24 protein-coding genes and 1 pseudogene are annotated in these 23,465 nt (G+C 38.7%); 22 read left to right on the forward strand and 3 right to left on the reverse strand.

Annotated elements, in window-relative coordinates; translation table 11 throughout:
• Positions 1-14: 14 nt before the first annotated feature.
• The 7 genes from ftsZ (at position 15) to ileS (ending at position 7,439) form a co-directional block, all read left to right on the forward strand.
• Positions 15-1,313 (forward strand): cell division protein FtsZ, encoded by a 1,299-nt coding sequence (gene ftsZ, locus FRX52_RS01145; protein WP_146538198.1) that lies wholly within the window; start codon positions 15-17, stop codon positions 1,311-1,313.
• 1 nt (position 1,314) lies between these two features.
• On the forward strand, positions 1,315-1,986 hold the full coding sequence (locus FRX52_RS01150; protein WP_146538199.1) for a YggS family pyridoxal phosphate-dependent enzyme: 672 nt from the start codon (positions 1,315-1,317) through the stop codon (positions 1,984-1,986).
• Positions 1,987-1,995: 9 nt separating this feature from the next.
• Positions 1,996-2,571, forward strand: coding sequence for a cell division protein SepF (locus FRX52_RS01155; protein WP_146495131.1), 576 nt, complete (start codon positions 1,996-1,998; stop codon positions 2,569-2,571).
• Positions 2,572-2,574: 3 nt separating this feature from the next.
• The gene (locus FRX52_RS01160; RefSeq protein ID WP_146495133.1) at positions 2,575-2,829 is read left to right on the forward strand and encodes a YggT family protein; all 255 of its coding nucleotides are present in this window, start codon (positions 2,575-2,577) and stop codon (positions 2,827-2,829) included.
• Positions 2,826-3,617, forward strand: coding sequence for an RNA-binding protein (locus tag FRX52_RS01165; protein ID WP_146538200.1), 792 nt, complete (start codon positions 2,826-2,828; stop codon positions 3,615-3,617). The genes FRX52_RS01160 and FRX52_RS01165 overlap by 4 nt, the downstream gene beginning before the upstream one ends.
• Positions 3,618-3,627: 10 nt before the next feature.
• A complete protein-coding gene (locus FRX52_RS01170) occupies positions 3,628-4,407 on the forward strand; it encodes a DivIVA domain-containing protein (RefSeq protein WP_146495137.1) in 780 nt (259 codons plus the stop codon).
• Between the two features lie 242 nt (positions 4,408-4,649).
• Positions 4,650-7,439, forward strand: coding sequence for an isoleucine--tRNA ligase (ileS, locus tag FRX52_RS01175; protein ID WP_146538201.1), 2,790 nt, complete (start codon positions 4,650-4,652; stop codon positions 7,437-7,439).
• 74 nt (positions 7,440-7,513) lie between these two features.
• On the opposite strand, the gene FRX52_RS01180 is transcribed toward ileS, so the two are convergent.
• The 3 genes from FRX52_RS01180 to FRX52_RS01190 all read right to left on the reverse strand — a co-directional run bounded on the left by FRX52_RS01180 (position 7,514) and on the right by FRX52_RS01190 (position 10,645).
• Complete coding sequence (locus FRX52_RS01180) at positions 7,514-7,813, reverse strand: DUF1827 family protein (protein ID WP_146460187.1); 300 nt, start codon at positions 7,811-7,813, stop codon at positions 7,514-7,516.
• A 64-nt stretch (positions 7,814-7,877) separates the two neighbouring features.
• Complete coding sequence (locus FRX52_RS01185; protein ID WP_146538202.1) at positions 7,878-8,324, reverse strand: NUDIX hydrolase; 447 nt, start codon at positions 8,322-8,324, stop codon at positions 7,878-7,880.
• Between the two features lie 74 nt (positions 8,325-8,398).
• Positions 8,399-10,645, reverse strand: coding sequence for an ATP-dependent Clp protease ATP-binding subunit (locus FRX52_RS01190; RefSeq protein ID WP_146538203.1), 2,247 nt, complete (start codon positions 10,643-10,645; stop codon positions 8,399-8,401).
• Positions 10,646-10,887: 242 nt separating this feature from the next.
• Here FRX52_RS01190 and FRX52_RS01195 point away from each other — a divergent pair, with 242 nt between their 5' ends.
• The 15 genes and pseudogenes from FRX52_RS01195 (at position 10,888) to recR (ending at position 23,464) form a co-directional block, all read left to right on the forward strand.
• Positions 10,888-11,118: a YkuJ family protein gene (locus tag FRX52_RS01195; RefSeq protein ID WP_146460196.1), complete on the forward strand. Its 231-nt coding sequence runs from the start codon at positions 10,888-10,890 to the stop codon at positions 11,116-11,118.
• Positions 11,119-11,166: 48 nt separating this feature from the next.
• Positions 11,167-12,021 (forward strand): bifunctional methylenetetrahydrofolate dehydrogenase/methenyltetrahydrofolate cyclohydrolase, encoded by an 855-nt coding sequence (locus FRX52_RS01200; RefSeq protein WP_146538204.1) that lies wholly within the window; start codon positions 11,167-11,169, stop codon positions 12,019-12,021.
• A gap of 96 nt (positions 12,022-12,117) precedes the next feature.
• Positions 12,118-13,458 carry an exodeoxyribonuclease VII large subunit gene (gene xseA, locus FRX52_RS01205; RefSeq protein ID WP_146538205.1) on the forward strand — a complete coding sequence of 447 codons (1,341 nt, stop codon included), beginning with the start codon at positions 12,118-12,120 and terminating at the stop codon, positions 13,456-13,458.
• Complete coding sequence (locus FRX52_RS01210; protein WP_146460202.1) at positions 13,436-13,648, forward strand: exodeoxyribonuclease VII small subunit; 213 nt, start codon at positions 13,436-13,438, stop codon at positions 13,646-13,648. The genes xseA and FRX52_RS01210 overlap by 23 nt, the downstream gene beginning before the upstream one ends.
• Positions 13,649-14,512 (forward strand): polyprenyl synthetase family protein, encoded by an 864-nt coding sequence (locus tag FRX52_RS01215; RefSeq protein WP_146538206.1) that lies wholly within the window; start codon positions 13,649-13,651, stop codon positions 14,510-14,512.
• Entirely contained in the window at positions 14,505-15,335 is an 831-nt protein-coding gene (locus FRX52_RS01220; RefSeq protein WP_146538207.1) for a TlyA family RNA methyltransferase, read from the forward strand. Before FRX52_RS01215 ends, FRX52_RS01220 begins: the two co-directional genes overlap by 8 nt.
• A complete protein-coding gene (recN, locus tag FRX52_RS01225; protein ID WP_146538208.1) occupies positions 15,336-16,994 on the forward strand; it encodes a DNA repair protein RecN in 1,659 nt (552 codons plus the stop codon).
• A gap of 212 nt (positions 16,995-17,206) precedes the next feature.
• Complete coding sequence (locus FRX52_RS01230) at positions 17,207-18,046, forward strand: DegV family protein (RefSeq protein ID WP_146538209.1); 840 nt, start codon at positions 17,207-17,209, stop codon at positions 18,044-18,046.
• Between the two features lie 113 nt (positions 18,047-18,159).
• Positions 18,160-18,435 carry an HU family DNA-binding protein gene (locus FRX52_RS01235; RefSeq protein ID WP_146460213.1) on the forward strand — a complete coding sequence of 92 codons (276 nt, stop codon included), beginning with the start codon at positions 18,160-18,162 and terminating at the stop codon, positions 18,433-18,435.
• 69 nt (positions 18,436-18,504) lie between these two features.
• The gene (locus FRX52_RS05460) at positions 18,505-18,648 is read left to right on the forward strand and encodes a hypothetical protein (protein WP_186603308.1); all 144 of its coding nucleotides are present in this window, start codon (positions 18,505-18,507) and stop codon (positions 18,646-18,648) included.
• A 15-nt stretch (positions 18,649-18,663) separates the two neighbouring features.
• Positions 18,664-19,443 (forward strand): annotated as a pseudogene (locus FRX52_RS01240) (nucleoside phosphorylase).
• Positions 19,444-19,526: 83 nt separating this feature from the next.
• Positions 19,527-20,219 (forward strand): phosphoglycerate mutase, encoded by a 693-nt coding sequence (locus FRX52_RS01245; RefSeq protein WP_146495155.1) that lies wholly within the window; start codon positions 19,527-19,529, stop codon positions 20,217-20,219.
• A gap of 76 nt (positions 20,220-20,295) precedes the next feature.
• Positions 20,296-20,724, forward strand: a complete 429-nt coding sequence (locus tag FRX52_RS01250) for a hypothetical protein (protein WP_146538210.1) — start codon at positions 20,296-20,298, stop codon at positions 20,722-20,724.
• Positions 20,725-20,783: 59 nt separating this feature from the next.
• Positions 20,784-22,853: a penicillin-binding protein PBP2B gene (gene pbp2b, locus FRX52_RS01255; protein WP_398586888.1), complete on the forward strand. Its 2,070-nt coding sequence runs from the start codon at positions 20,784-20,786 to the stop codon at positions 22,851-22,853.
• A gap of 14 nt (positions 22,854-22,867) precedes the next feature.
• Positions 22,868-23,464: a recombination mediator RecR gene (gene recR, locus FRX52_RS01260; protein ID WP_146460223.1), complete on the forward strand. Its 597-nt coding sequence runs from the start codon at positions 22,868-22,870 to the stop codon at positions 23,462-23,464.
• Position 23,465: the final 1 nt, after the last annotated feature.

Raw genomic sequence — 23,465 nt, forward strand, 5'->3', positions numbered from 1 at the left:
TGAGGAAATAAAATATGGTATTTTCATTTGATGCTGCGTCTGTTCAAGGAGCAGTGATAAAGGTTATTGGTGTCGGTGGAGGCGGTGGTAATGCCATCAATCGCATGATTGAAGAAGGTGTGGCAGGTGTCGAATTTATTGCAGCCAACACAGATATTCAAGCCTTGAGTGCCTCTAAGGCAGAAACAGTCATTCAATTAGGTCCTAAATTAACAAGAGGTCTTGGGGCTGGAGGTCAGCCTGAAGTTGGTCGTAAGGCTGCTGAAGAAAGTGAAGAAGTCATTGTTGAAGCCTTGACGGGTTCTGACATGGTCTTTATTACAGCTGGTATGGGTGGAGGATCTGGTACAGGAGCTGCACCAGTGATTGCTCGTATTGCCAAAAGTTTGGGCGCTTTAACAGTAGCAGTGGTGACTCGTCCGTTTGGTTTTGAAGGAAACAAACGTGGTAATTTTGCAATCGAAGGCATCGCTGAATTGCGTGAGCAAGTAGATACGCTTTTGATTATTTCTAACAATAATTTATTGGAAATTGTTGATAAAAAGACACCACTTCTAGAAGCACTTAGTGAAGCTGATAATGTGTTGCGTCAGGGTGTTCAAGGTATCACTGATTTGATTACCAATCCTGGTTTGATTAACTTGGACTTTGCTGATGTTAAGACAGTTATGGCTAATAAGGGCAATGCTCTTATGGGTATCGGTATTGGTAGTGGTGAGGAACGTATCATTGAAGCTGCTCGTAAAGCCATTTATTCACCACTTTTGGAAACAACCATTGATGGAGCTGAAGATGTTATCGTTAACGTCACAGGTGGTTTGGATATGACCTTGACAGAAGCAGAAGAAGCATCTGAAATTGTTGGTCAAGCAGCAGGTAATGGTGTTAACATTTGGTTAGGGACATCGATTGATGATAGCATGAAAGACGAAATTCGTGTCACAGTTGTTGCAACTGGTGTTGGTAAAGACCGTGTTGAAACAGTGGCTAATTTCCGTCAGCCTCGTCAATTTACTTCAGGTCCTCAAACTCAACCTCTAGAAACACAAGAACCAGTGCAAACAGGTTTTGATCGTCGCCACAATTTTGATATGGCTGAAGTTCGTGAAATGCCAACTAGTTCTGTTTCTAGTAAGCAAGTAAAACCTGCTAGTGAACAATCATCATTTGGTAATTGGGATTTAAAACGTGATCAGATTACCCGTCCTACAGAAGGAGAGTTAGATAGTCAATTAACTATGTCTAGTTTCCAACAAACTGCTTTTGAAGGTGACGATGAATTAGAAACACCACCATTTTTCAAAAACCGTTAAGATGAATCTTGCTAGAAATAAACAAGAAATCATGAAGCAAGTAGCTGTCTTGGTTTCTGATGAACAAAAGGCTCAACCGGTTGAAGTGATTGCAGTAACGAAATATGTAGATGTTGCAACAACTCAAGCCTTAGTTGATTTGGGGCATCATCATCTTGGTGAAAATCGTGTTGATAAATTTTTAGAAAAATATCATCAGGTTAAGGGCGATGTGTTAACTTGGCATTTTATCGGAAGTCTTCAGCGGCGTAAGGTAAAAGAAGTTATTGATTATATTGATTATTTCCATGCTTTAGATTCTCTTAACTTGGCTTTAGAGATTCAAAAACGAGCAAGTAAACCAGTTAAGTGTTTCTTGCAAGTCAATATTTCAAAAGAGACAAGTAAGCATGGGGTCTATATAGAAGAATTGGATGATTTACTAGAAGAACTAGCAAAATTAGATAAGATTATTCTTGTAGGATTGATGACAATGACTCCTTTTGAAGCCAGCGATGACGAAAAACAAGCGATTTTTCGACAAGCAAGATTGCTCAGAGAACAATTAGCTGAAAAGAAAATAGCTCATATGCCATTTAAGGAATTAAGTATGGGAATGAGCGGCGATTTTGCTCTGGCCATTAAAGAAGGAGCAACCTTTGTTAGAATTGGCCAATCATTTTTTAAAGAATAGGAGATAGAAATGGGACTAAAAGATTTTACAAATAATATCATTTCTTATTTTTCAACGGATGAGGTCAGTGAACTTGAAGAATTTGAGCAAGAAAGAGAGGTTGCTCAAAGTTCTCATCGGCAAGAGGTTAGAGAACACGAGCGTCCTCGTCCTCAAGCACCGAGACCACAGATAGCTCAGCCACAAAGAGAGCCAGTAACAACAATGAAAACGTCAACGCAAGAGACCGTCAGAACAAGAAGTCCAAAAGCAGATTTGAGAGCTGTTCAACATCAAAGCATGGGAGAGGCGGTAACAATTGCTCTTAAATATCCTCGTAAGTATGAAGATGCTCGAGAGATTGTGGCTCTATTAAATAGTAATGAATGTGTCTTGATTGATTTTCAATATATGCTAGAAACTCAAGCTAGACGATGTCTAGACTTTATTGATGGTGCTAGTGAAGTTTTATCTGGTAATTTGCAAAAAGTAGGGTCGTCGATGTATCTATTGACACCAGCTTCAGTTGTCGTTGATGTCGAAGAAATGCAAATTCCAAATACTGCTCAAGATCAGTCCTTTGATTATGACATGAAGAGAAGATAAAACATGGTTTTGGTTATTTTAGTAAGTTTAAGACTAATTCAAGTTTATTCTTATATTCTATTTATCTACGCAATCATGTCTTGGTTTCCAGGGGCTTATGAAACGAAACTGGGACAAATAATAGTTGGTTTAGTAGAGCCACTATTAACACCCTTTAAAAAGTTTCGTTTAGTTTTTGCAGGTCTTGATTTTACAATTTTTCTAGTCATGTTCCTACTTAATCGTTTAAGTGCCTTTTTGATTAGTTTATTGCAATGACAGATAAAAGATTGATTTATCAGCATTTTCATTCGGATGAAAAAGTATTTATTGATAAGATTAGCGATTTAATTACCAAGATGGAGAATACCTATACTTATCAATTGACAGAATTTTTAGATCCAAGGCAATTACAAATTGCACTCAGTGTTTTAGGACATGCTCAAGTCAAACATTTTGTTTCGACACTTATGGCACCGATGGAATATGCAAGAGTGATTATTGCTCCTGATTATTACGAGTTATCTGTCGAAGACTTTAATTTGACTTTGGTAGAGATTGATTACCCACGAAAATTTTATACGTTATCTCATCGACAAGTTTTAGGAGCCTTGCTTAATCAATTAGGTATCAGACGTTCTCTGCTCGGAGACATTTTGCTGGTTGATAAAAGAGTTCAGATTTTTTTGGACCAAGACAAAGTGATTTATTTGAGAAATCAGGTGGAAAAAATCGCTTCTGTTCCAGTTTCTTTTCGGGAAGTTTCTCTTGAAGAACGCTTGGTAGGAGAAGGAGCAAGCGATGAACAACTTGTTTTAACGATTAGTTTTCGAGCGGATACCCTATTAGCTAAGGTGATAAAGGAATCTCGAACGACGATTACACGATTGATTGAGCAAGAAAAAGTGAAGTGTAATTATCATCTCCTTCAACGTGGAAGTCAAGATTTGAAACTGGGAGATTTGATTAGTATTCGTGGGTATGGTCGTTTTCAAATAAAAGAAATTTTAGGACAGACTAAACAAGGAAAATATAAGGTGATCATTCGTCAAATGATTGCTAAATAAGGAGGAATGTATGGCGCTAACAGCATTAGAAATTAAAGAAAAAACGTTTAAAGTAAAATTTCGTGGTTATAGTGAAGACGAAGTTAATGACTTTTTAGATTTGGTTACTGATGAGTATGAGGACTTGGTACGACTTAATCGTGAACAAGCCAATAAAATTAAGTCTTTGGAAGAAAAATTAGCTTATTTTGATGATATTAAAGAGTCTTTGAGTCAGTCGGTTATTTTGGCTCAAGAAACTTCTGAAAATATCAAATCAACAGCTCAAGTAGAAGCAGATAACATTATTGCTCAAGCAAATAATTTGTTGGAAGAATCTAAATTAAAAGGCAATCAGATTATTCGTGATGCTGCTGATGAAGCAAAAGTTGTAGCGATTGAGACTGAAGATTTGAAACGTCAAAGTCGAGTCTTTCATCAACGCTTATTGGCTGCCATTGAAGCTCAACATAGTTTGATTATGTCGCCAGAATGGAGTGAACTCTTACAACCGACAGCCGTTTATTTGCAAGATTCGACATCGGCTTTTAAAGAAGTTGTAGAAAGTGTTTTAGATGAAAAAATGGTAATGAAATCTGATGAAGACTCATTGGATGCCACACGTCAATTTACACCAGATGAGATTGCAGAATTGCAACGTCGTATGGAAGAAAGTAATAAGCAACTTGAAACCACTCAAGAGCTTAAGACACCAGTTGTGACTGAAGACGTGGTGGTAGAAGAAGTTAAGGAAAATCCTAAGCCATCTTTTGGGGAAACACAAACATTTAAATTAAATATTGCTGATTAACAAAAACAAGATAATCTTTTGATATTTCTAGCGAATAGGAGATGGTGGAAGTCCTATAATCCCTCAACTGATTATTATCATTTTGTCGCATTCTAGCTGAACATCAGAGTAAGTTAGGACGGTTTGTTGTCGTTACTCAACAAGAAGAGGGATAATACATCAGTGTATTATCTGAATTAAGGTGGTACCACGAGCTTTCGTCCTTTTTGACGGAGCTCTTTTTATATGAAAAGGAGAATGATATGAAATTAAAAGAAACTTTGAATTTAGGCAAGACGGCATTTCCAATGCGTGCAGGCCTACCAAATAAAGAACCAGAATGGCAAAAAAAATGGCAGGAAGCAGCTATTTATCAGAAACGTCAAGAATTGAATGCAGAAAAACCAACTTTCTTTCTACATGATGGCCCTCCCTATGCAAACGGCAATATCCATGTTGGTCATGCCCTCAATAAAATCTCAAAAGATATCATCACTCGTGCTAAGTCGATGATGGGTTATCGAGCTCCCTTTGTGCCAGGTTGGGATACTCATGGTTTACCAATTGAGCAAGTTTTGTCTAAGCAAGGTGTCAAACGCAAAGAAATGGACTTGGTTGAGTACCTTAAAATGTGTCGTGATTATGCGCTTAGTCAAGTTGATAAACAAAGAGAAGATTTTAAGCGTTTAGGTGTCGCAGCTGATTGGGAAAATCCTTATGTCACATTGACACCAGATTTTGAGGCAGCACAAATTCGTGTCTTTGGGGCTATGGCTGATAAAGGTTATATCTATCGTGGTGCCAAGCCTGTCTATTGGTCTTGGTCATCTGAATCAGCCTTGGCTGAAGCAGAAATTGAGTATCATGATTTAGTATCGACATCGCTGTACTATGCCAACCGTGTAAAAGATGGTAAAGGTCTTCTTGATACTAATACTTATATTGTAGTTTGGACAACAACACCATTTACAGTAACAGCTTCGCGTGGGTTGACTGTTGGTCCTGAGTTTGATTATGTAGTGGTTAAGCCAGCAAATGATAGTCGAAAATTCCTGGTTGCTGCTGACTTACTTAATTCTTTAGCAGAACGTTTTGCTTGGGAAAATGTGGAAGTTTTGGCTAGCTATCAAGGTAAAGAACTAGACCGTATTGTGACAGAACATCCATGGGATCAAGAAGTTGATGAATTGGTTATGAATGGTGACCATGTGACTCTTGATTCTGGTACAGGTGTTGTCCATACGGCACCAGGTTTTGGTGAGGATGACTACAATGTCGGTATCAAGTATGGCCTAGAAGTTGCTGTGACAGTTGATGAACGTGGTATGATGACAGAAAATGCTGGCCCTGATTTTGCTGGTCAGTTCTACGATAAAATTACACCAGTTGTTATTGAAAAATTAGGAGATTTACTTTTAGCACAAGAAGAAATTTCTCACTCGTATCCATTTGACTGGCGAACTAAAAAGCCAATCATTTGGCGTGCAGTACCACAATGGTTTGCTTCTGTTTCTCAGTTCCGCCAAGATATTTTATCAGAGATTGACAAGGTTAATTTCTATCCAGCTTGGGGTAAAACGCGTCTTTATAACATGATTCGTGACCGTGGTGACTGGGTCATTTCCCGTCAGCGTAACTGGGGTGTACCTTTACCAATCTTTTATGCTGAAGATGGTACGGCAATCATGACCAAGGAAGTAACAGACCATGTGGCTAATCTTTTTGAAGAACATGGTTCAATTATTTGGTGGGAACGTGAAGCTAAGGAACTTTTACCAGAAGGATTTAGTCACCCTGGTTCACCAAACGGTCAATTTACTAAAGAAACAGATATTATGGACGTTTGGTTTGATTCTGGTTCATCATGGAATGGTGTGATGAATACGCGTTCAAATTTGGGGTATCCAGCAGACCTTTATCTTGAAGGAAGTGACCAATATCGTGGTTGGTTTAACTCGTCTTTGATTACTTCTGTTGCGGTTAATGGTCATGCCCCATATAAATCAATTCTTTCTCAAGGTTTTGTCCTTGACGGTAAAGGCGAAAAAATGTCTAAGTCGAAAGGCAATATCATTTCACCAAATGATGTGGCCAAACAATATGGAGCAGAGATTCTTCGTCTTTGGGTAACTTCAGTCGATACCGATAATGATGTTCGTGTGTCAATGGATATCCTAGCTCAAGTATCTGAAACTTATCGTAAAATCCGTAATACCTTACGTTTCCTTCTAGCAAATACTGCTGATTTTAATCCAGAAACAGATAGCGTATCCTATCAAGATCTACGTCCAGTGGATCAATACATGACGATCAAATTTAATAAATTGGTGGCAAGTATCATCGAAGCTTATGAATCTTATGATTTTATAGCTATCTATAAAGCAGTTGTCAATTTTGTCACAGTTGACTTGTCAGCCTTCTATTTGGATTTTGCCAAGGATGTCGTTTACATTGAGGCAGTGGATAGCCTAGCTCGTCGCCAAATGCAAACCGTCTTTTATGATATTTTGGTTAAAATCACAAAACTTTTGACACCAATCATGCCTCATACGGCAGAAGAAATCTGGTCATATCTGGAACATGAAACAGCAGAATTTGTTCAGTTGACTGAAATGCCAGAAGTGGAAACATTTGACAACCAAGACGAGATTTTAGAGAAATGGGAGGCCTTCTTAGTTTTCCGTACCAAAACTCAAAAAGCTTTGGAAGAAGCAAGGAATGCTAAAGTTATCGGAAAATCATTAGAAGCTCATTTGACGGTCTATGCAGATGAAACTGTAAAAAACCTTTTGACATCTCTTGAATCAGATATTGCTCAACTGTTGATTGTGTCACAATTAACTCTCAGTGATCAATCAGCACCAGTAGATGCTGTTGTTGTTGATAATGTTAGCTTTAATGTAGAAGCGGCAAGTGGTCAAGTGTGTGAGCGTTGCCGCCGTGTTGACGAGTCAACACAAGAGCGTTCTTACCAAGTAAACATTTGTGCTCATTGTGCTGAGATTGTAGAAACACATTTTGTTGATGCAGTGGCTCAGGGATTTGAAAAATAAAAGAATGACCAAAAGGTCATTCTTTTTTATTAGGCAGATAATAGCAAACCAAGAACCAGTTAACTGATTCTTGGTTATTTGATAGGGATTGAAATTTCAATCAGATTAGGAGTGTGCAAGGTTTGTAATTGATCAAAAAGAGCGAGAGTTGAGTCAATTTTACGTTTCATGAAAAATTCACGAATTGCCACAATTTCTTCATCCTTGATGGCCCGATGTTTATTAGAAATTAACAACTCATAATGTTTGGGAGCTTTGGTAAAGACCACGTCTGTATTACCAGCTGAATAGACTTCAACTAATTCAGCATCAGTATTGGTGAGTTGGCTTTTAACCAAGGCGGAATGGCTACTTGTGGTATTGATTAGTCGCATAAATTAATCTCCGAATGATTTTGATAGTTTTATTATAGCATATTTTTGTGAACAAGTTAACATATTAGTGATTTTTTTGCCACTCTTTAACTCCCCATTGATGACTACCACGTTTGAGTTTGCTAATCGCTTCGTCAACAGGAAACCAAGCCAGTTGATTAAAGTCTTCTAGGGGGGATTGTGCCACTTGGAACTGAGTCACTTGATAAATATAGGCTGGATTGTAGTAGTGTTTGTCACGGTGACTAGAATAAAAGTATTCGTCAGCTTGGCCATAGTATTGCCCAAATTCAGCTGTAAAACCTAATTCTTCAATCAATTCACGACGCAGAGCAGTCAGATGCTCTTCACCAGCTTCAATTTCTCCGCCTGGTAAAAACCAAGAACCGTTAGGGGCTTGAACAAGGATAATTTGATCATTTGTCTTATTAGGAATGATAGCATAAACACCATGTCGTGTGGTATAGTCTGTGTTTTCTTTTTTTATACCAAAGGTTGGTCTTGTGGTCATTACATTTCTCCTTTTCCTTTTATTATAACCTGTCAACGTTAAAAAATCTAGTCTAAATGACTAGATTTTTCAGTTTAATCAGTTATTTCGGAAGATTCAGTAACTTTTGTGCTATCTGCTTTTTTAGCTGATTTAATCATGATTTGCCCATTGCTTGTCATCACAGCCTTGAGTTGTTTTTCGTTTGGATTTTCAAGATAGAAGTCAGTCAGTGCGTCTTCAATATAATCTTGAATGGTTCGGCGAAGTGGGCGAGCTCCCATTTTAGGATCATAGCCTAAGTCAACCAATTTTTCTTTAACCTTGTTGGTTACTTCAAGTTCAATGCCGTTATTGGCTAGGCGTTGACGAACAGTGGCAAGCATAAGGTCAACGATGGTGAGTAGGTTATCCTTGCTAAGAGGCTGAAATTCAATAATCCCATCAAAGCGATTCATAAATTCAGGACTGAAGAAGTCACCTAATTGGTTGAGAACAGAATGAGTGCGTCCTTCACGGCTAGCACCAAAACCAACTGAGGCTTCTACTTTACCTGTGCCGGCATTAGAAGTCATGATGATAATGGTATCTTTAAAACTGACGGTACGCCCTTGACCATCAGTTAGGCGACCATCATCTAAAACTTGAAGAAACATATGCATCACATCAGGGTGAGCCTTTTCCACTTCGTCAAGTAAAATGAGAGAATAAGGGTTGCGACGGACTTTTTCTGTCAGTTGTCCAGCTTCATCATAGCCCACATAGCCTGGAGGGGCACCGACTAATTTAGCAACAGCATGTTTTTCCATGTATTCGCTCATGTCAAAACGAATCATGCTATCAGCCGAACCAAAGAGTTCAATGGCTAGTTGTTTAGAGAGTTCAGTTTTACCGACACCAGTTGGGCCGACAAACAAGAAACTACCAATTGGACGATTAGGGCTACCAAGGCCGACACGATTACGACGAATGGCTTTGGCAATCTTATCAACAGCTTCATCTTGACCGATGACCTGTTTTTTCAAATCATCAGCGAGATTGAGCAGTTGAGATTGTTCTTTTTCTTTCAAGTCCCCAACAGGAATATTGGTTTTTTGTTCAACAATCGCTTCAATATGCTTTTCAGTGATGATTGGCATATCTTGGTCATCAATTTTTTGTTCCTGCATTTCCTTATATTTGGCAATCTGATCTCTAAAGTAAGCCGCTTTTTCATAATCTTCATCACGAGTGGCTTGTGCCTTGAGATTTTCTGCTTCAATTAAACGCTTGTCTAATTCTTTTGGATCAACAAAATTAAGGGTAAGGTTCATTTTTGAGCCAGCTTCGTCTAGCAAATCAATTGCCTTATCTGGTAGGAAACGATCTTGGATATAGCGATTAGAAAGTCGAGCAGCTGCTTCAATGGCTTCATCTGTGTATTTGACATGATGATAGTCTTGATACTTAGGTTGAATACCACGAAGAATGGTAATGGTTTCTTCAACACTTGGTTCATCGACCTTGACTGGCTGCATACGGCGTTCAAGGGCGGCGTCTTTTTCAATGATACGATATTCGTTAAGAGTGGTAGCACCTACTAATTGTAACTCCCCACGAGCAAGAGCGGGCTTAAGAATGTTGCCGGCATCCATATTGCCATCGCCTGCAGAGCCAGCTCCGACAATCTCATGGATTTCATCAATGAAAAGAATGACATCTTGTCGCTGACGAATCTCATCCATGAGTTTTTGCATGCGTTCTTCAAATTGGCCACGAATGCCTGTTCCTTGGACAAGGCTAACCACATCAAGACGGATAACTTGTTTTCCTTGAAGTTTTTGAGGGACATTGCCATCAACGATTTTTTGGGCCAAACCTTCTACAACGGCAGTTTTACCAACACCAGGCTCACCGATAAGAACAGGGTTATTCTTGGTTCTGCGATTTAGAATTTCAATAACACGAACGATTTCTTGATCACGTCCAATGACAGGGTCGATATTACCTTGTTTAGCTAGGTCAGTCACATTGATACCAAATTCGTCCAAGAGTCCTTTTGGCTGTTGTGGGGCTTGTGGCTTGTTGTTACGGTTGTTTCCACCGTTTCCAGAACGTCCCCCACCAGCTTGAGTTTTAGGTGCATTTGGTAAATCTTGATTGAAAGCACGGAAATTATTTAAATCACCAAAAAAATCATCAAAGAAAGGATTGAGTGAATTGCTACTCATTCCTTGCTGACTTGGTTGACTTTTCATGATTTGGTAGCAATTTTGGCAAAGATCAATTTGTTGTTGTTTGCCATTAACACTTGTATAGAGATGAATACTTGCTTCATTTAGATTACAATTTTTACATAGCATAATCAGTACCTCTTTTCAATAGAAGTTGGTTTCAAAAGCTTGAATCTCGATTGGTCAAAAAAGGTCAAACTTTTATAGTTTTATTATACAACAATTAAGTAAATAAGCAAGTAAAAAGATTATTCCTTACCGATAGGTTAGTTATTTTTAGCTAAGATAAGGAAAAAACGCCTGTTTTTTTGCGTCTTTATTGATTTTTGTGATAAAATAGAGAAGTAGTATTTAGAAAATAGGAGAAAACCATGGAATCACATTTGGTAAGAATTATCAATCGCTTGGAACTAATGGCGACTGATGGTGGTAATTTAAAACGTAATTTTGAACGTGAAGGTGTAGTGGTTGCTGAAGTATCATTTAATCATGATCCAGAAACAGGAGCAGTGTTTACCCTGCGTGATGTTGCAGCGCGTGAGACCTATACCTTTGATAGCATTGATTTGATTGCAATGGAAATTTATGACTTACTTTATTAAGCATGCACAAAAACACCGTTAGGTGTTTTTTGTTAGAAGGAGATGGAAATGGCAAGATTGATAGATGGTAAGGCGGTTGCTCAGCAGATGCAAGCAGAATTGGCTGAAAAAGTCGCTACATTAAAATCAGAAACAGGAATTGTTCCTAAGCTGATAGTGATTTTGGTTGGTGATGATCCTGCTAGTCAACTTTATGTGGGCAATAAAGAAAGAGCTGCTCTGAAAGCAGGTTTTGAGAGTGAGATTGTTCGTGTTCCAGAAACTATTAGTCAAAGTGACCTTTTGGATTTGATTGAGAACTATAATCAAGACAAGACTTGCCATGGGATTTTGGTACAACTACCCTTACCAAATCATATCAATGATCAAGATGTGTTGTTGGCAATATCGCCAGATAAGGACGTTGATGGCTTTCATCCTATGAATATGGGGCAACTCTGGTCAGGACATGGGAGTTTGATACCTTGTACACCAGCAGGCATTATCAAGTTATTGGATACTTACAAGGTCGAACTCGAAGGCAAACAAGCCTTAGTGATTGGCCGTAGTAATATTGTTGGTAAGCCTATGGCTCAACTGCTGTTAGATCGAAATGCAACGGTGACCATTGCGCATTCACGAACTAAAAATTTAGCAGAACTGGCAAGACAAGCGGATATTTTAATTGTGGCTATTGGCCGTGGTCACTTTGTTACAAAAGAATTTGTTAAGGAAGGGGTAGTCGTGATTGATGTCGGCATGAATCGTCTAGCTGATGGCCGTTTTGTTGGAGATGTCAAGTTTGATGAGGTTAGTGAAGTGGCTAGCCTACTTACCCCAGTTCCAGGGGGAGTGGGGCCTATGACCATTACTATGCTTTTGGAGCAGACCTATCAGATTGCAAAAAATAAGGGACTTAGCTAATAGAGCTAAAAATTGCTGAGAGAGCTGAATCAACAAGTGCCTTTTGGCACTTTTTTTGTTATACTGGTATAGATTATAAAAGTCGTAGGAGTTGTCATGGCAGATTATTTATCAGTGTCATCTTTGACCAAATACTTAAAATTAAAATTTGACCGTGACCCCTATCTAGAGCGGGTTTATCTAACTGGTCAAGTATCCAATTTTCGTCGACGTCCCAATCATCAATATTTTTCGCTTAAAGATGATAAGGCAGTCATTCAAGCAACCATGTGGTCTGGTATTTATCGAAATTTGGGATTTGAGTTAGAAGAAGGCATGCAAATCAATATCATCGGAAGAGTTCAGCTTTATGAACCATCTGGTTCGTATTCGATTATTGTTGAAAAGGCAGAGCCAGATGGTATGGGAGCTTTGGCTCTTCAATTTGAGCAGTTGAAAAAAAAGCTTACGGAGGCAGGTTATTTTGAGAGTCGCCATAAGCAAGCTCTTCCTCGTTTTGTCAAAAGAGTAGGTGTCATCACAAGTCCTAGTGGGGCAGTTATCAAGGATATTATCACGACCATTTCTCGCCGTTTTGCCGGAGTAGAGGTTTTACTTTTTCCAACTAAGGTGCAAGGACAAGAGGCAGCGAAAGAAGTTGCAAACAACATTGCCTTGGCTAATCAAATAACTGACTTAGATCTCTTGATTGTTGGTCGTGGTGGTGGATCAATTGAAGACCTCTGGGCCTTTAATGAAGAAATTGTGGTTCAGGCTATTTTTGAATCTCGCTTGCCAATTATTTCTAGTGTGGGGCATGAAACAGATGTGACCTTGGCTGATTTTGCAGCAGATCAACGGGCAGCCACACCGACAGCTGCGGCTGAATTAGCTACACCAGTTACTAAGACAGATTTACTTACAAGTTTGTTGGATTGGGAAAAACGCCTATATCAAGCCATGCAAGTTCTGTTAGAACAAGCTAATCAGCGTTTGCAGAGCTCGAGTCAATCTCTTGTTTTTCGTCAGCCTCAAAGATTGTATGATGGTTACTTACAGAAAGTGGATTATTTGACGACTCGATTGTCTGAGAAAATGGATCAGACTTTACAAATCAAGCAGCAGATTTATCAACAACTCAATCAATCTTTGACTTTTTTAGGGTTACCAACTAAACTAGCCAGTCAAAAAGATAAGGTGACCCAATTAGAGCGTCTATTAAAAAGTAATATGGCCAATCAGTACGATAGACAGGTGGCACGCTTTGATAAAGCCCAAGATGCACTCCTGTCGTTAGATACTCAAAAAATTATTGAGCGAGGCTATGCTCTTGTCCAAAAAAATCAAGATCTTATCGATTCAGTTACCCCTATAAAAGTAGGTGACGCATTGACCATCGTGATGCGAGATGGTGATTTAGAAGTGGAGGTAAAAAATGTCAACGCAAAAAACATTTGAAGAAGACTTACAAGAATTAGAAAGTATTGTTGCCAAGTTAGAAAATGGGGATGTGCCTTTGGAAACTGCCTTGGCTGAATTTCAAAAGGGGATGAGCCTATCAAAACGTCTTCAAACAACCCTACAAGAAGCAGAAAAAACCTTGGTTAAGGTCATGCAAGCAGACGGCAGTCAGGTGGAGATGGACTAGATGGAGAAGGTAAAAATTGATCAAGCTATGCTGGATTTCTATGCTCAAGCAAATGTGTCTGAGCATTTAGTAGAAGCCATCGGCTATTCGATTAAGGCAGGGGGGAAACGGATTCGTCCTTTACTTTGCTTGCAGGTTTTGGAAGGTTTTGGACTTGAGTTGACAAAAAGCCATTATCAAGTGGCAGCCAGTGTTGAGTTGATTCATACAGGTAGTTTGATTCATGATGACTTGCCAGCTATGGATAATGATGATTTTCGTCGAGGTATGCCGACTAATCACAAACAGTTTGGTGAAGCCATGGCGATTTTAGCAGGAGATGCCCTCTTTTTAGATCCCTTTGCCCTATTGGCAGAAACTGATTTACCAGAAAAGGTTCGTTTAGCTTTGATTAGTGAGTTGTCACGGGCTTCAGGTAGTTTTGGAATGGTGGCAGGTCAAGCCTTAGACATGCTTGGTGAAGGCAAAAGACTTGATTTGGAAGACCTGCGAAAAATTCATGCCAACAAGACAGGTCAACTTTTAACCTTTCCCTTTGTTGCCGCTGGTTTAATGACTCAACAATCAGCAGAAGTTTTGGATAAGTTAAGACAGGTTGGTCAGTTGGTTGGGTTAGCCTTTCAAGTAAGGGATGATATTCTTGATGTGACGGCTGATTTTGACACCTTAGGTAAGACACCGAAAAAAGATTTGTTGGCAGATAAATCAACCTATCCTAGTCTGTTAGGTCTTGAAAACTCTAAAAAAATCTTAAATGAGAGTTTGGATAGGGTGCAAGAGATTTTTGCAGAATTAAGGCAAGAACAAGGTTTTCAAGCAGATGATATCTTAAACACGATAGAAAGGTTACGATGGCATGGCTAAGGAACGTGTAGATGTATTGGCCTATAAACAGGGCTTATTTGATACGAGAGAGCAGGCCAAGCGTGGTGTCATGGCAGGCTTGGTTGTTGCTACCGTCAATGGTCAGCGTTTTGATAAACCTGGTGAAAAAATTGATGAAAATACCGAATTAAAATTAAAGGGTGAAAAATTAAAATACGTCAGTCGTGGTGGGCTAAAGTTAGAAAAAGCCCTAGATGTTTTTGGTTTGTCTGTTGTTGATTTGACCACTTTAGACATAGGTGCCTCAACAGGTGGTTTTACCGATGTCATGCTGCAAAATGCTGCTAAATTAGTCTATGCAGTGGATGTCGGAACCAATCAGTTGGTCTGGAAATTACGTCAAGACCCACGAGTGATTAGCATGGAGCAGTATAATTTTCGCTATGCCCAGTTAACTGATTTTGTTGAAGGACAACCGAGTTTTGCTTCTATTGATGTCAGTTTTATCTCGCTAGCCTTGATTTTACCTACGTTGCATGAGATTTTAGCTGATGATGGTCAAGTTGTTGCTTTGGTTAAGCCTCAATTTGAAGCAGGTCGAGAGCAGATTGGTAAAAATGGCATTGTTAAAGATCCTGCTATCCATGAACGTGTTTTACAAGAAGTGACTGAATTGGCAGTGGCGACGGGCTTTTCAGCCTGTCAGTTGGATTTTTCTCCTATTCAAGGTGGGCATGGTAATATTGAGTTTCTTCTACATTTAGAAAAGTCAGATTTGCCAACAAATCAAGTAGCTAGTCAAATAGAGGATGTGGTTGCAACAGCTCATGCCCAATTTAAGCAAGCCGAAGAGGATAAGTAGATGTTATTAAGCATTTCGATTAAAAATTTTGCGATTATCGAAGAAATTTCCCTAAACTTTGATAATGGCATGACGGTACTGACAGGGGAAACTGGTGCTGGCAAATCAATCATCATTGATGCCATGAATATGATGCTAGGAGCAAGGGCCAGCACAGAAGTCATTCGTAATGGGGCGACTAAGGCGGAAATTCAGGGATTTTTCTCTTTGGATAAAAATCCTTCCCTAAGCCAACTCTTAGCTGATAATGGAATTGAGTTGAGTGATGAATTGATTATTCGTCGAGAGATTTTTGCCAATGGTCGCAGTGTTAGTCGTGTTAATGGGCAAATGGTTAATTTGACGACATTAAAAGCTATTGGTCAGTTTTTAGTAGATATTCATGGTCAACATGACCAAGAAGAGTTGATGAAGCCACAATTGCACATTGCTCTCCTAGATAGTTTTGGCAATCAAGAGTTTGTTGAGACCAAGAAACATTACCAAGAACTGTTTGATCGGTATCGTCGTTTGCGTAAACGTGTCTTAGATAAGCAAAAAAATGAAGCAGAGCATAAGGCTAGAATTGAAATGTTGGAATTTCAGTTGGCTGAGATTGAAACGGCAGATTTACAAACTGGTGAAGACGATAAATTAGAGCAAGAACGTGAAAAATTATTAAATCATAAACAAATTGCAGACACTTTAACTAGTGCTTATCAACTCTTAGATGATGAAGAGTTTTCTAGCCTAGCTAATATCCGTTCCGCTATGAATGATTTGATGAGTTTGGAAGATTATGATACGGCTTATAAAGACATGTCTAGCCATTTGAGTGAAGCCTATTATGTTTTGGAAGATGTCAGTAAACGTTTGTCAGATACACTAGATCATTTAGAATTTGATGCTGAAAGATTGATGACCATTGAAACTAGACTTGACGTCATTAACAGCATTACTCGTAAATATGGTGGGAGTGTTGACGATGTTTTGACTTATTTTAGCAGTATCTCTAAGGAATATAATCATCTGACAGGTAATGATTTAGGAACGGATGACTTGGAAGGTCAGTTGAAAGGTCTTGAGAAAGAATTAGTCGCAGCGGCTAGTCAGCTAAGCCAAGAACGCCACAAGATAGCTGAAGCTCTAGCTCTTGACATTAAGCAAGAACTGGCAGATTTGTACATGGAAAAGGCCGAGTTCAAGGTTAATTTTAGCAAAGGTAAATTCAATCGTGACGGTCATGAACAAGTGGAGTTTTACATTTCAACTAATCCTGGAGAAGGTTTTAAACCCTTGGTTAAGGTAGCTTCTGGAGGAGAGTTATCTCGCTTGATGTTGGCTTTAAAATCAGCATTTTCTCGTAAGGAAGATAAGACCAGTATTGTCTTTGACGAAGTTGACACTGGTGTATCAGGACGAGTTGCCCAAGCTATCGCTCAAAAGATTTATAAAATTGGTCAACATGGGCAGGTGCTAGCGATTTCTCATCTGCCACAAGTGATTGCTATTGCGGATTATCAATTCTTTATTGAAAAAAGAAGTAGCGAGGCCTCAACTGTTTCAGTGGTTCGTCTTTTAGAAACAGAAGAACGTGTCGAAGAAATTGCCAAGATGTTGGCAGGGCAAGATGTTACAGACGCTGCTAGGATTCAAGCTAGAGAATTATTAAAAAAATAAAAGTTAGAGAATTTTTCTCTAACTTTTATTTTTGAATCAAGGCCATTGCTTGCAACAGTTTTAGAACTATTTGACTTGATAATTAAATTCTTGAAGAGAAATTATTCGTAAATTAAAATCAATGCTTTTTAGACTGATATGATAATAGTCGTTTGGCAAAAGATTTGATATAATGAACAGAGTAACAAAATAAAAGAAAAGTGAGTGATAAGATGAGTAATGTCAAGATTGTAACAGATTCTTCTATAACAATTGCTCCCGAAGTAATTGAGCAATTAGGAATTATTGTGGTTCCTTTATCTGTTACTATTGGTCATACGGTTTATTCCGATAATGACTTGAAAGAAACTGGGAAATTTCTATCTTTAATGCGGTCATCACGTGAACTCCCGAAAACCAGTCAGCCACCAGTAGGCTTATTTGCTCAAGTGTATGAAGAACTAAAAGAAAAAGGAAGTGAACATATTCTTGCCATTCATTTAACCCATACCTTGTCAGGAACAAGTGAGGCTTCACGTCAAGGGGCTGCTCTTGCTGGAGCAGATGTGACCGTGCTTGATTCCATGTTTACTGATCAAGCCATGGCCTTTCAAGTGATTGAAGCCGCACGTTTAGCACAAGAAGGAGTTAGTAGAGAAGAGATTTTAGAAAAAGTCAAGGCCATTCAAGATAAAACAGAGTTGTTTATTGGGGTATCGACCTTGGAAAATCTCGTCAAAGGTGGTCGTATCGGTCGTGTCACAGGTTTACTTAGTTCTCTACTCAATATCAAGGTTGTCATGGAATTAAAAGACCATCAATTGAACACTTTGGTGAAAGGTAGAGGTCAAAAAACTTTTACAAAATGGCTCAGTCAATTGAAGGAAAATCTAGCTGAGAAAGAGATTAAAGAAATTGCCATTTCTTACGCAGGTGATATGGATTTCGCTCAACAATTAAAGGCAGAACTACAACCATTCGTAGCTCAAGAGATTTCTGTTTTAGAAACTGGATCTATTATTCAAACGCATACTGGTGAAGGAGCCTTTGCTGTCATGATTCATTATGCCTAAGCCTTAGTTACCTTGGCTGATAATATTGTTAAATCAATAGCATTAAATACTTGACCCGATAGTCTTTTTAATGTATGATATAGCATGTATTACATTTATGGAGGATTTGTTTAATGGCAAACAAACAAGATTTAGTCGCAAAAGTTGCAGAAGCAACAGAATTGACAAAAAAAGATTCAGCAGTAGCAGTTGATGCAGTTTTTGCAGCAATCGAAGAATTCCTTGCGGCTGGTGAAAAAGTGCAATTGATTGGTTTTGGTAACTTTGAAGTACGTGAACGTGCAGCTCGTAAAGGTCGTAACCCACAAACCGGTAAAGAAATCACAATTGCAGCTTCTAAAGTTCCTGCTTTCAAAGCTGGTAAAGCTCTAAAAGATGCAGTTAAATAATGATTAACTCAAAAACAAGTCTAACGTTGCTTAGGCTTGTTTTGTCTATCTGAAAGGTTTATCTCTATTATGACCACAGAACAACTGATTATTGCAATTATTCTCTTTTTATTCATCTTTCGTATGATTATCGTTGGAATTACTAGCTATCTTATCAAACCCAAGGACATGTTGACCGATAAATCTCAAGAGTGTGATGATAAGGAAAAATAAGAAAGAAAAACAGTGATGATTTTAGAAGAATTTGACGCGAATCAACAGGCAGTACTTAATCCTTCTGATAGTATGGGGGAGAGAATGCCAGATTTTCCAAAGACCTTTGTGTCTTGCTTTGCTCGTGAAACTTTTTCACGCTTGCTCAATTCCTATCCACATCGTGAATTGTTTAGCTTGTCACTAGCCTGTATTGAAATCCCTATTTATGAATTGGACATCCAAGGTGTTTAAATTGGCTTTTTCAATGCTTTTGTGGGAGCGGCAGGTTGTGTGGCAGTGCTAGAAGATTTGATTTATATGGGTATGGAAAACCTTGTTCTATTTGGGACTTGTGGTGTTTTGGAAGAGATTGAAGAAACCAGTCTCATCATTCCGACAGCCGCCCTTCGTGATGAAGGAACAAGCTACCATTATCAACCAGCTAGTCGTGAAATTCCAGTCAATCAAGATCATCTATCTGCCCTAGAAAGCTTTTTAGACAAAGGTCAGATTAGCTATACGCTGGGTAAGGCTTGGACAACGGACGGGATTTATCGAGAAACAGCAAATAAAATCACCAAGCGTCGGCAAGAAGGTGCTATTTGTGTGGATATGGAGTGTTCAGCTGTAGCAGCCTTAGCAGCTTTTCGCCAAATTCAACATGTGCATTGTTTTTATTCGGCTGATAGTTTAGCCAATGAAAGTTGGGATCCTAGAACCTTGTCTAACCATGATGATTTGGAGAAAAAGGATAAGATTGGTCATTTGATGATTGAGTTTGCCTTGACTCATTTTGAAGGCAAGAAATTCTAATATTTTTAGTAGATTTTTTCACAATTTTTTTATATAATAAAAGGGTATTACTTTGGATTATCCAAAAATAAAGGAGAAATAACATGGTGAAATTAGTATTTGCCCGTCACGGTGAATCAGAATGGAATAAAGCTAACCTTTTCACAGGTTGGGCAGATGTTGACCTTTCAGAAAAAGGAACACAACAAGCAATTGATGCTGGTAAATTGATCAAAGAAGCTGGTATCGAATTTGATGTAGCTTTCACATCTGTACTGAAACGTGCGATTAAAACAACAAACTTGGCACTTGAGTATGCTGATCAACTTTGGGTACCAGTTGAGAAATCTTGGCGTTTGAATGAGCGTCACTATGGTGGTTTGACTGGTAAAAACAAGGCAGAAGCAGCCGCAGAATTTGGTGATGAGCAAGTTCATATTTGGCGTCGTTCATACGATACTTTGCCACCTGAAATGGCTAAAGATGATGAGCATTCAGCACATGCAGACCGTCGCTATGCTCTTCTTGATGATTCAGTTGTGCCAGACGCTGAAAACTTGAAAGTAACGCTTGAGCGTGCACTTCCATTCTGGGAAGACAAGATTGCACCAGCCCTTAAATCAGGTCAAAATGTCTTTGTTGGTGCTCACGGTAACTCAATCCGTGCCCTTGTTAAACACATCAAAGGGTTGTCAGATGATGAAATCATGGATGTGGAAATTCCAAACTTCCCACCACTTGTATTTGAATTTGACGACAAATTGAACGTAACAGCTGAGTATTACCTTGGTAAATAATTAAAAAATAAAGGAATCTAAGTTACTACTTAGGTTCTTTTATTTTTCTGCGAATAAAAAGATAGGAGGTAGAATAATGAAAAAATATTTATTCTTATTGTTGTCGTGTTTAACCCTTATCTTTTCACAAAAAGTGTTTGCAGATTCTCTTTATCAAAATTATCAAGAGATGATTCAGGCTTACCCCAAGATAGAGCTTGGAGAAGTAAAAACCAAAATCCGACAAAAAGAGTCCTTTTATCTTTTAATCGGCCGTCCAGATAGTGATGCAGCCTTAAAGTTTGTTCCTAAGTTAAAACAAGTTACGGATACTAAAGAATTGCCAATTTACTATCTTGAAACGGTTGGTATCGATAGTAAACAGTACAAGGCTTTTTCAAAAAAATATCAGATTAAAGCCCCAGTTTATTTGGGCTATTTTGCCAATAAAAAGCAGGAATCACGTTTAGAAAATATCGAAAAAGTAGATGTTTCAGCTATCGAAAACTATCTGGCTAATTCTTAAAAAACTTGTCTGACTGACAAGTTTTTTTGTGATAATTATGATAAAATAGTCATACGATAATTCTAGAAAGTAAGGATATGGCTAGCAAACATTCAAAAGTAACTAACACTCTACTACAACGTATTTATCTTCTTTTTTTTGTTATTGTTTTTTTATTTTCAATACTGGTCTTACGCTTAGCAGATATGCAGTTATTGAACAAGGCTTTTTATCAAAAAAAATTAGTGGCTTCAACCACCTATACCGTCACTACCTCTAGTCCTAGGGGACAGATTTATGATGCTAAGGGAACTGCCTTGGTTAATAATCAGCTCAAGCAGCAACTAGCCTTTACTCGGAATAATGTCATGACTGCACAAGACATGAAAAAATTGGCTCAGGACTTGTCAAGCTATGTTGATTTGACAGAAACACAGGTATCAGACCGGGCTAAAAAAGATTATTATTTAGTGGACCAAGACCGTTTTCAAGAATTGGTTGAGCAACTCCCTAACGATAAAAAATTTGATCAATTAGGGAATTATTTGACCCAATCCACCATTTATGAAAATGTCTTGGCAGCAGTGCCAGAGTCAGCCTTAGTTTATAGTGATGAAGAATTGAAAATTATTTACATCTTTAATCAGCTGAACGGAGCAGGTATTTTTGATACCGTCTTTTTGACAACAGGTGATCTATCGTCCGAACAAATTGCCTATGTGACGGCCAATAAGGCTAAATTACCAGGAATTTCAGTTCAGACCAATTGGCAAAGACAGTCTATTGAAACCTCCTTGTCTTCTATCATTGGTCGTGTGTCAACAGAACAAGCAGGTTTACCTCAAGAAGAAGCTGAAACTTACCTTAAAAAAGGCTATGCACTCAATGATCGGGTCGGAACAAGTTATTTAGAAAAGCAATATGAAGAGGTGCTACAAGGACAACGTCAAACTCGTCAGGTGACAGTAGATAAGTCAGGTCAAATTGTTTCAGATCAGCAAACGAGTCAAGGTCAAAAGGGACAAAATATTAAATTAACTATTGACCTGTCTTTCCAAGAGGGTGTTGAAAAGATTCTCAAAACTTATTATGAAGAGGAGTTGGCTGCAGGTAATGTCACTAATTCTGAAGGGATATATGCTGTTGCTCTAAATCCCAATACTGGTGCAGTTTTAGCGATGGCAGGTCTAGAACATAATATTCAAACAGGAGAATTGACAAGGGACGCTTTGGGAACCATTACTAAGGTTTTCACACCAGGATCAGTCGTGAAAGGGGCTACCCTATCAGCTGGTTGGGAAAATGGGGTGATTTCAGAGAATCAAACCCTTTATGATCAACAAATCGATACCATTAAGTCTTGGTTTACCGATTTGGCAGGTGGTAGCTTGCCAATCACAGCAGTTCAGGCTTTAGAGTATTCGTCTAATACCTATATGGTTCAGGTTGCTCTAAAGCTGGCAGGGCAAGATGGTATGACTAGCGATTTATTGAAAGCTTCGGTTTATCAAACGGCTATGGAAAAGTTACGAGCGACCTATGCTCAGTATGGACTTGGTGTCAAAACAGGGCTTGACTTGCCAGGTGAGTCGGCAGGTTTTATTCCACAAGATTATAGCTTAGCTAACATGATGACCGAGTCTTTTGGGCAGTTTGACAATTATACTACCATGCAACTGGCTCAATATGCAGCAACTGTAGCCAATGGTGGTAATCGCTTGGCGACTTATTTGGTCGAAGGAATTTATGACAATACAGACGATGGTGGTTTGGGGCAGTTAGTGCAGGCTACTGAAGTCAAGAATCTTAATACCGTTGCTATTTCAGCTCAAGAAATGGCCCTGATCCAAGAAGGATTCTATAATGTGGTTTATGGTGGCAATGGCTTTACAACTGGAAATGAAATTGGTTATGGAGCTAATGTTAGCATTTCAGCTAAAACTGGAACTGCTGAGGCTTTTGTCACTGATGCTTCTGGTAAGTCAGTGATGACCAGCAATCTAAATGTGGTCGCTTATGCTCCAAGTCAAAATCCTCAAATTGCTGTTGCCGTTGTGTTACCGCACAGTAATGATCTAGTAGGAAAAACCAGTCATCAGATTACTCGTGACATCATCAATCTTTATGTTAATACTTATGGGATTGACTAAGAAAGGAGAAAAAGATGCTTTATCCAACACCAGTTGCCAAGTTGATTGATTCATTTGCAAAATTACCTGGTATCGGAATTAAAACAGCAACAAGACTGGCTTTTTATACTTTGAACATGAGTGATGAAGAGGTCAATGAATTTGCTAAAAATCTGTTATCAGCTAAGCGTGAACTAACATATTGTCAGATTTGTGGCAATTTAACAGATGAAAATCCCTGCAATATTTGCCAAGATCACAATCGAGATGCCAGTTTGATTTTAGTGGTTGAAGAAAGTAAAGATGTGTCCGCCATGGAAAAAATTCAAGAGTATAAGGGACGTTATCATGTGCTGCATGGTTTGATTTCACCAATGAATGGAATCAGTCCCGATGATATTAACTTGAAAAGTTTAATCAATCGCTTAATGGACGAGCAAGTGGAAGAAGTAATTATCGCCACCAATGCCACAGCAGATGGTGAAGCAACAGCCATGTACCTTTCCCGATTATTAAAACCAGCAGGTATCAAGGTAACACGTCTAGCACGTGGGCTTGCAGTCGGCAGTGACATTGAATACGCTGATGAATTAACGCTTCTTCGAGCTATTGAAAATCGGACACAGTTGTAAG

Source organism: Streptococcus sp. sy018 (genome assembly GCF_007859185.1).
In the GTDB taxonomy this organism is placed as follows: domain Bacteria; phylum Bacillota; class Bacilli; order Lactobacillales; family Streptococcaceae; genus Streptococcus.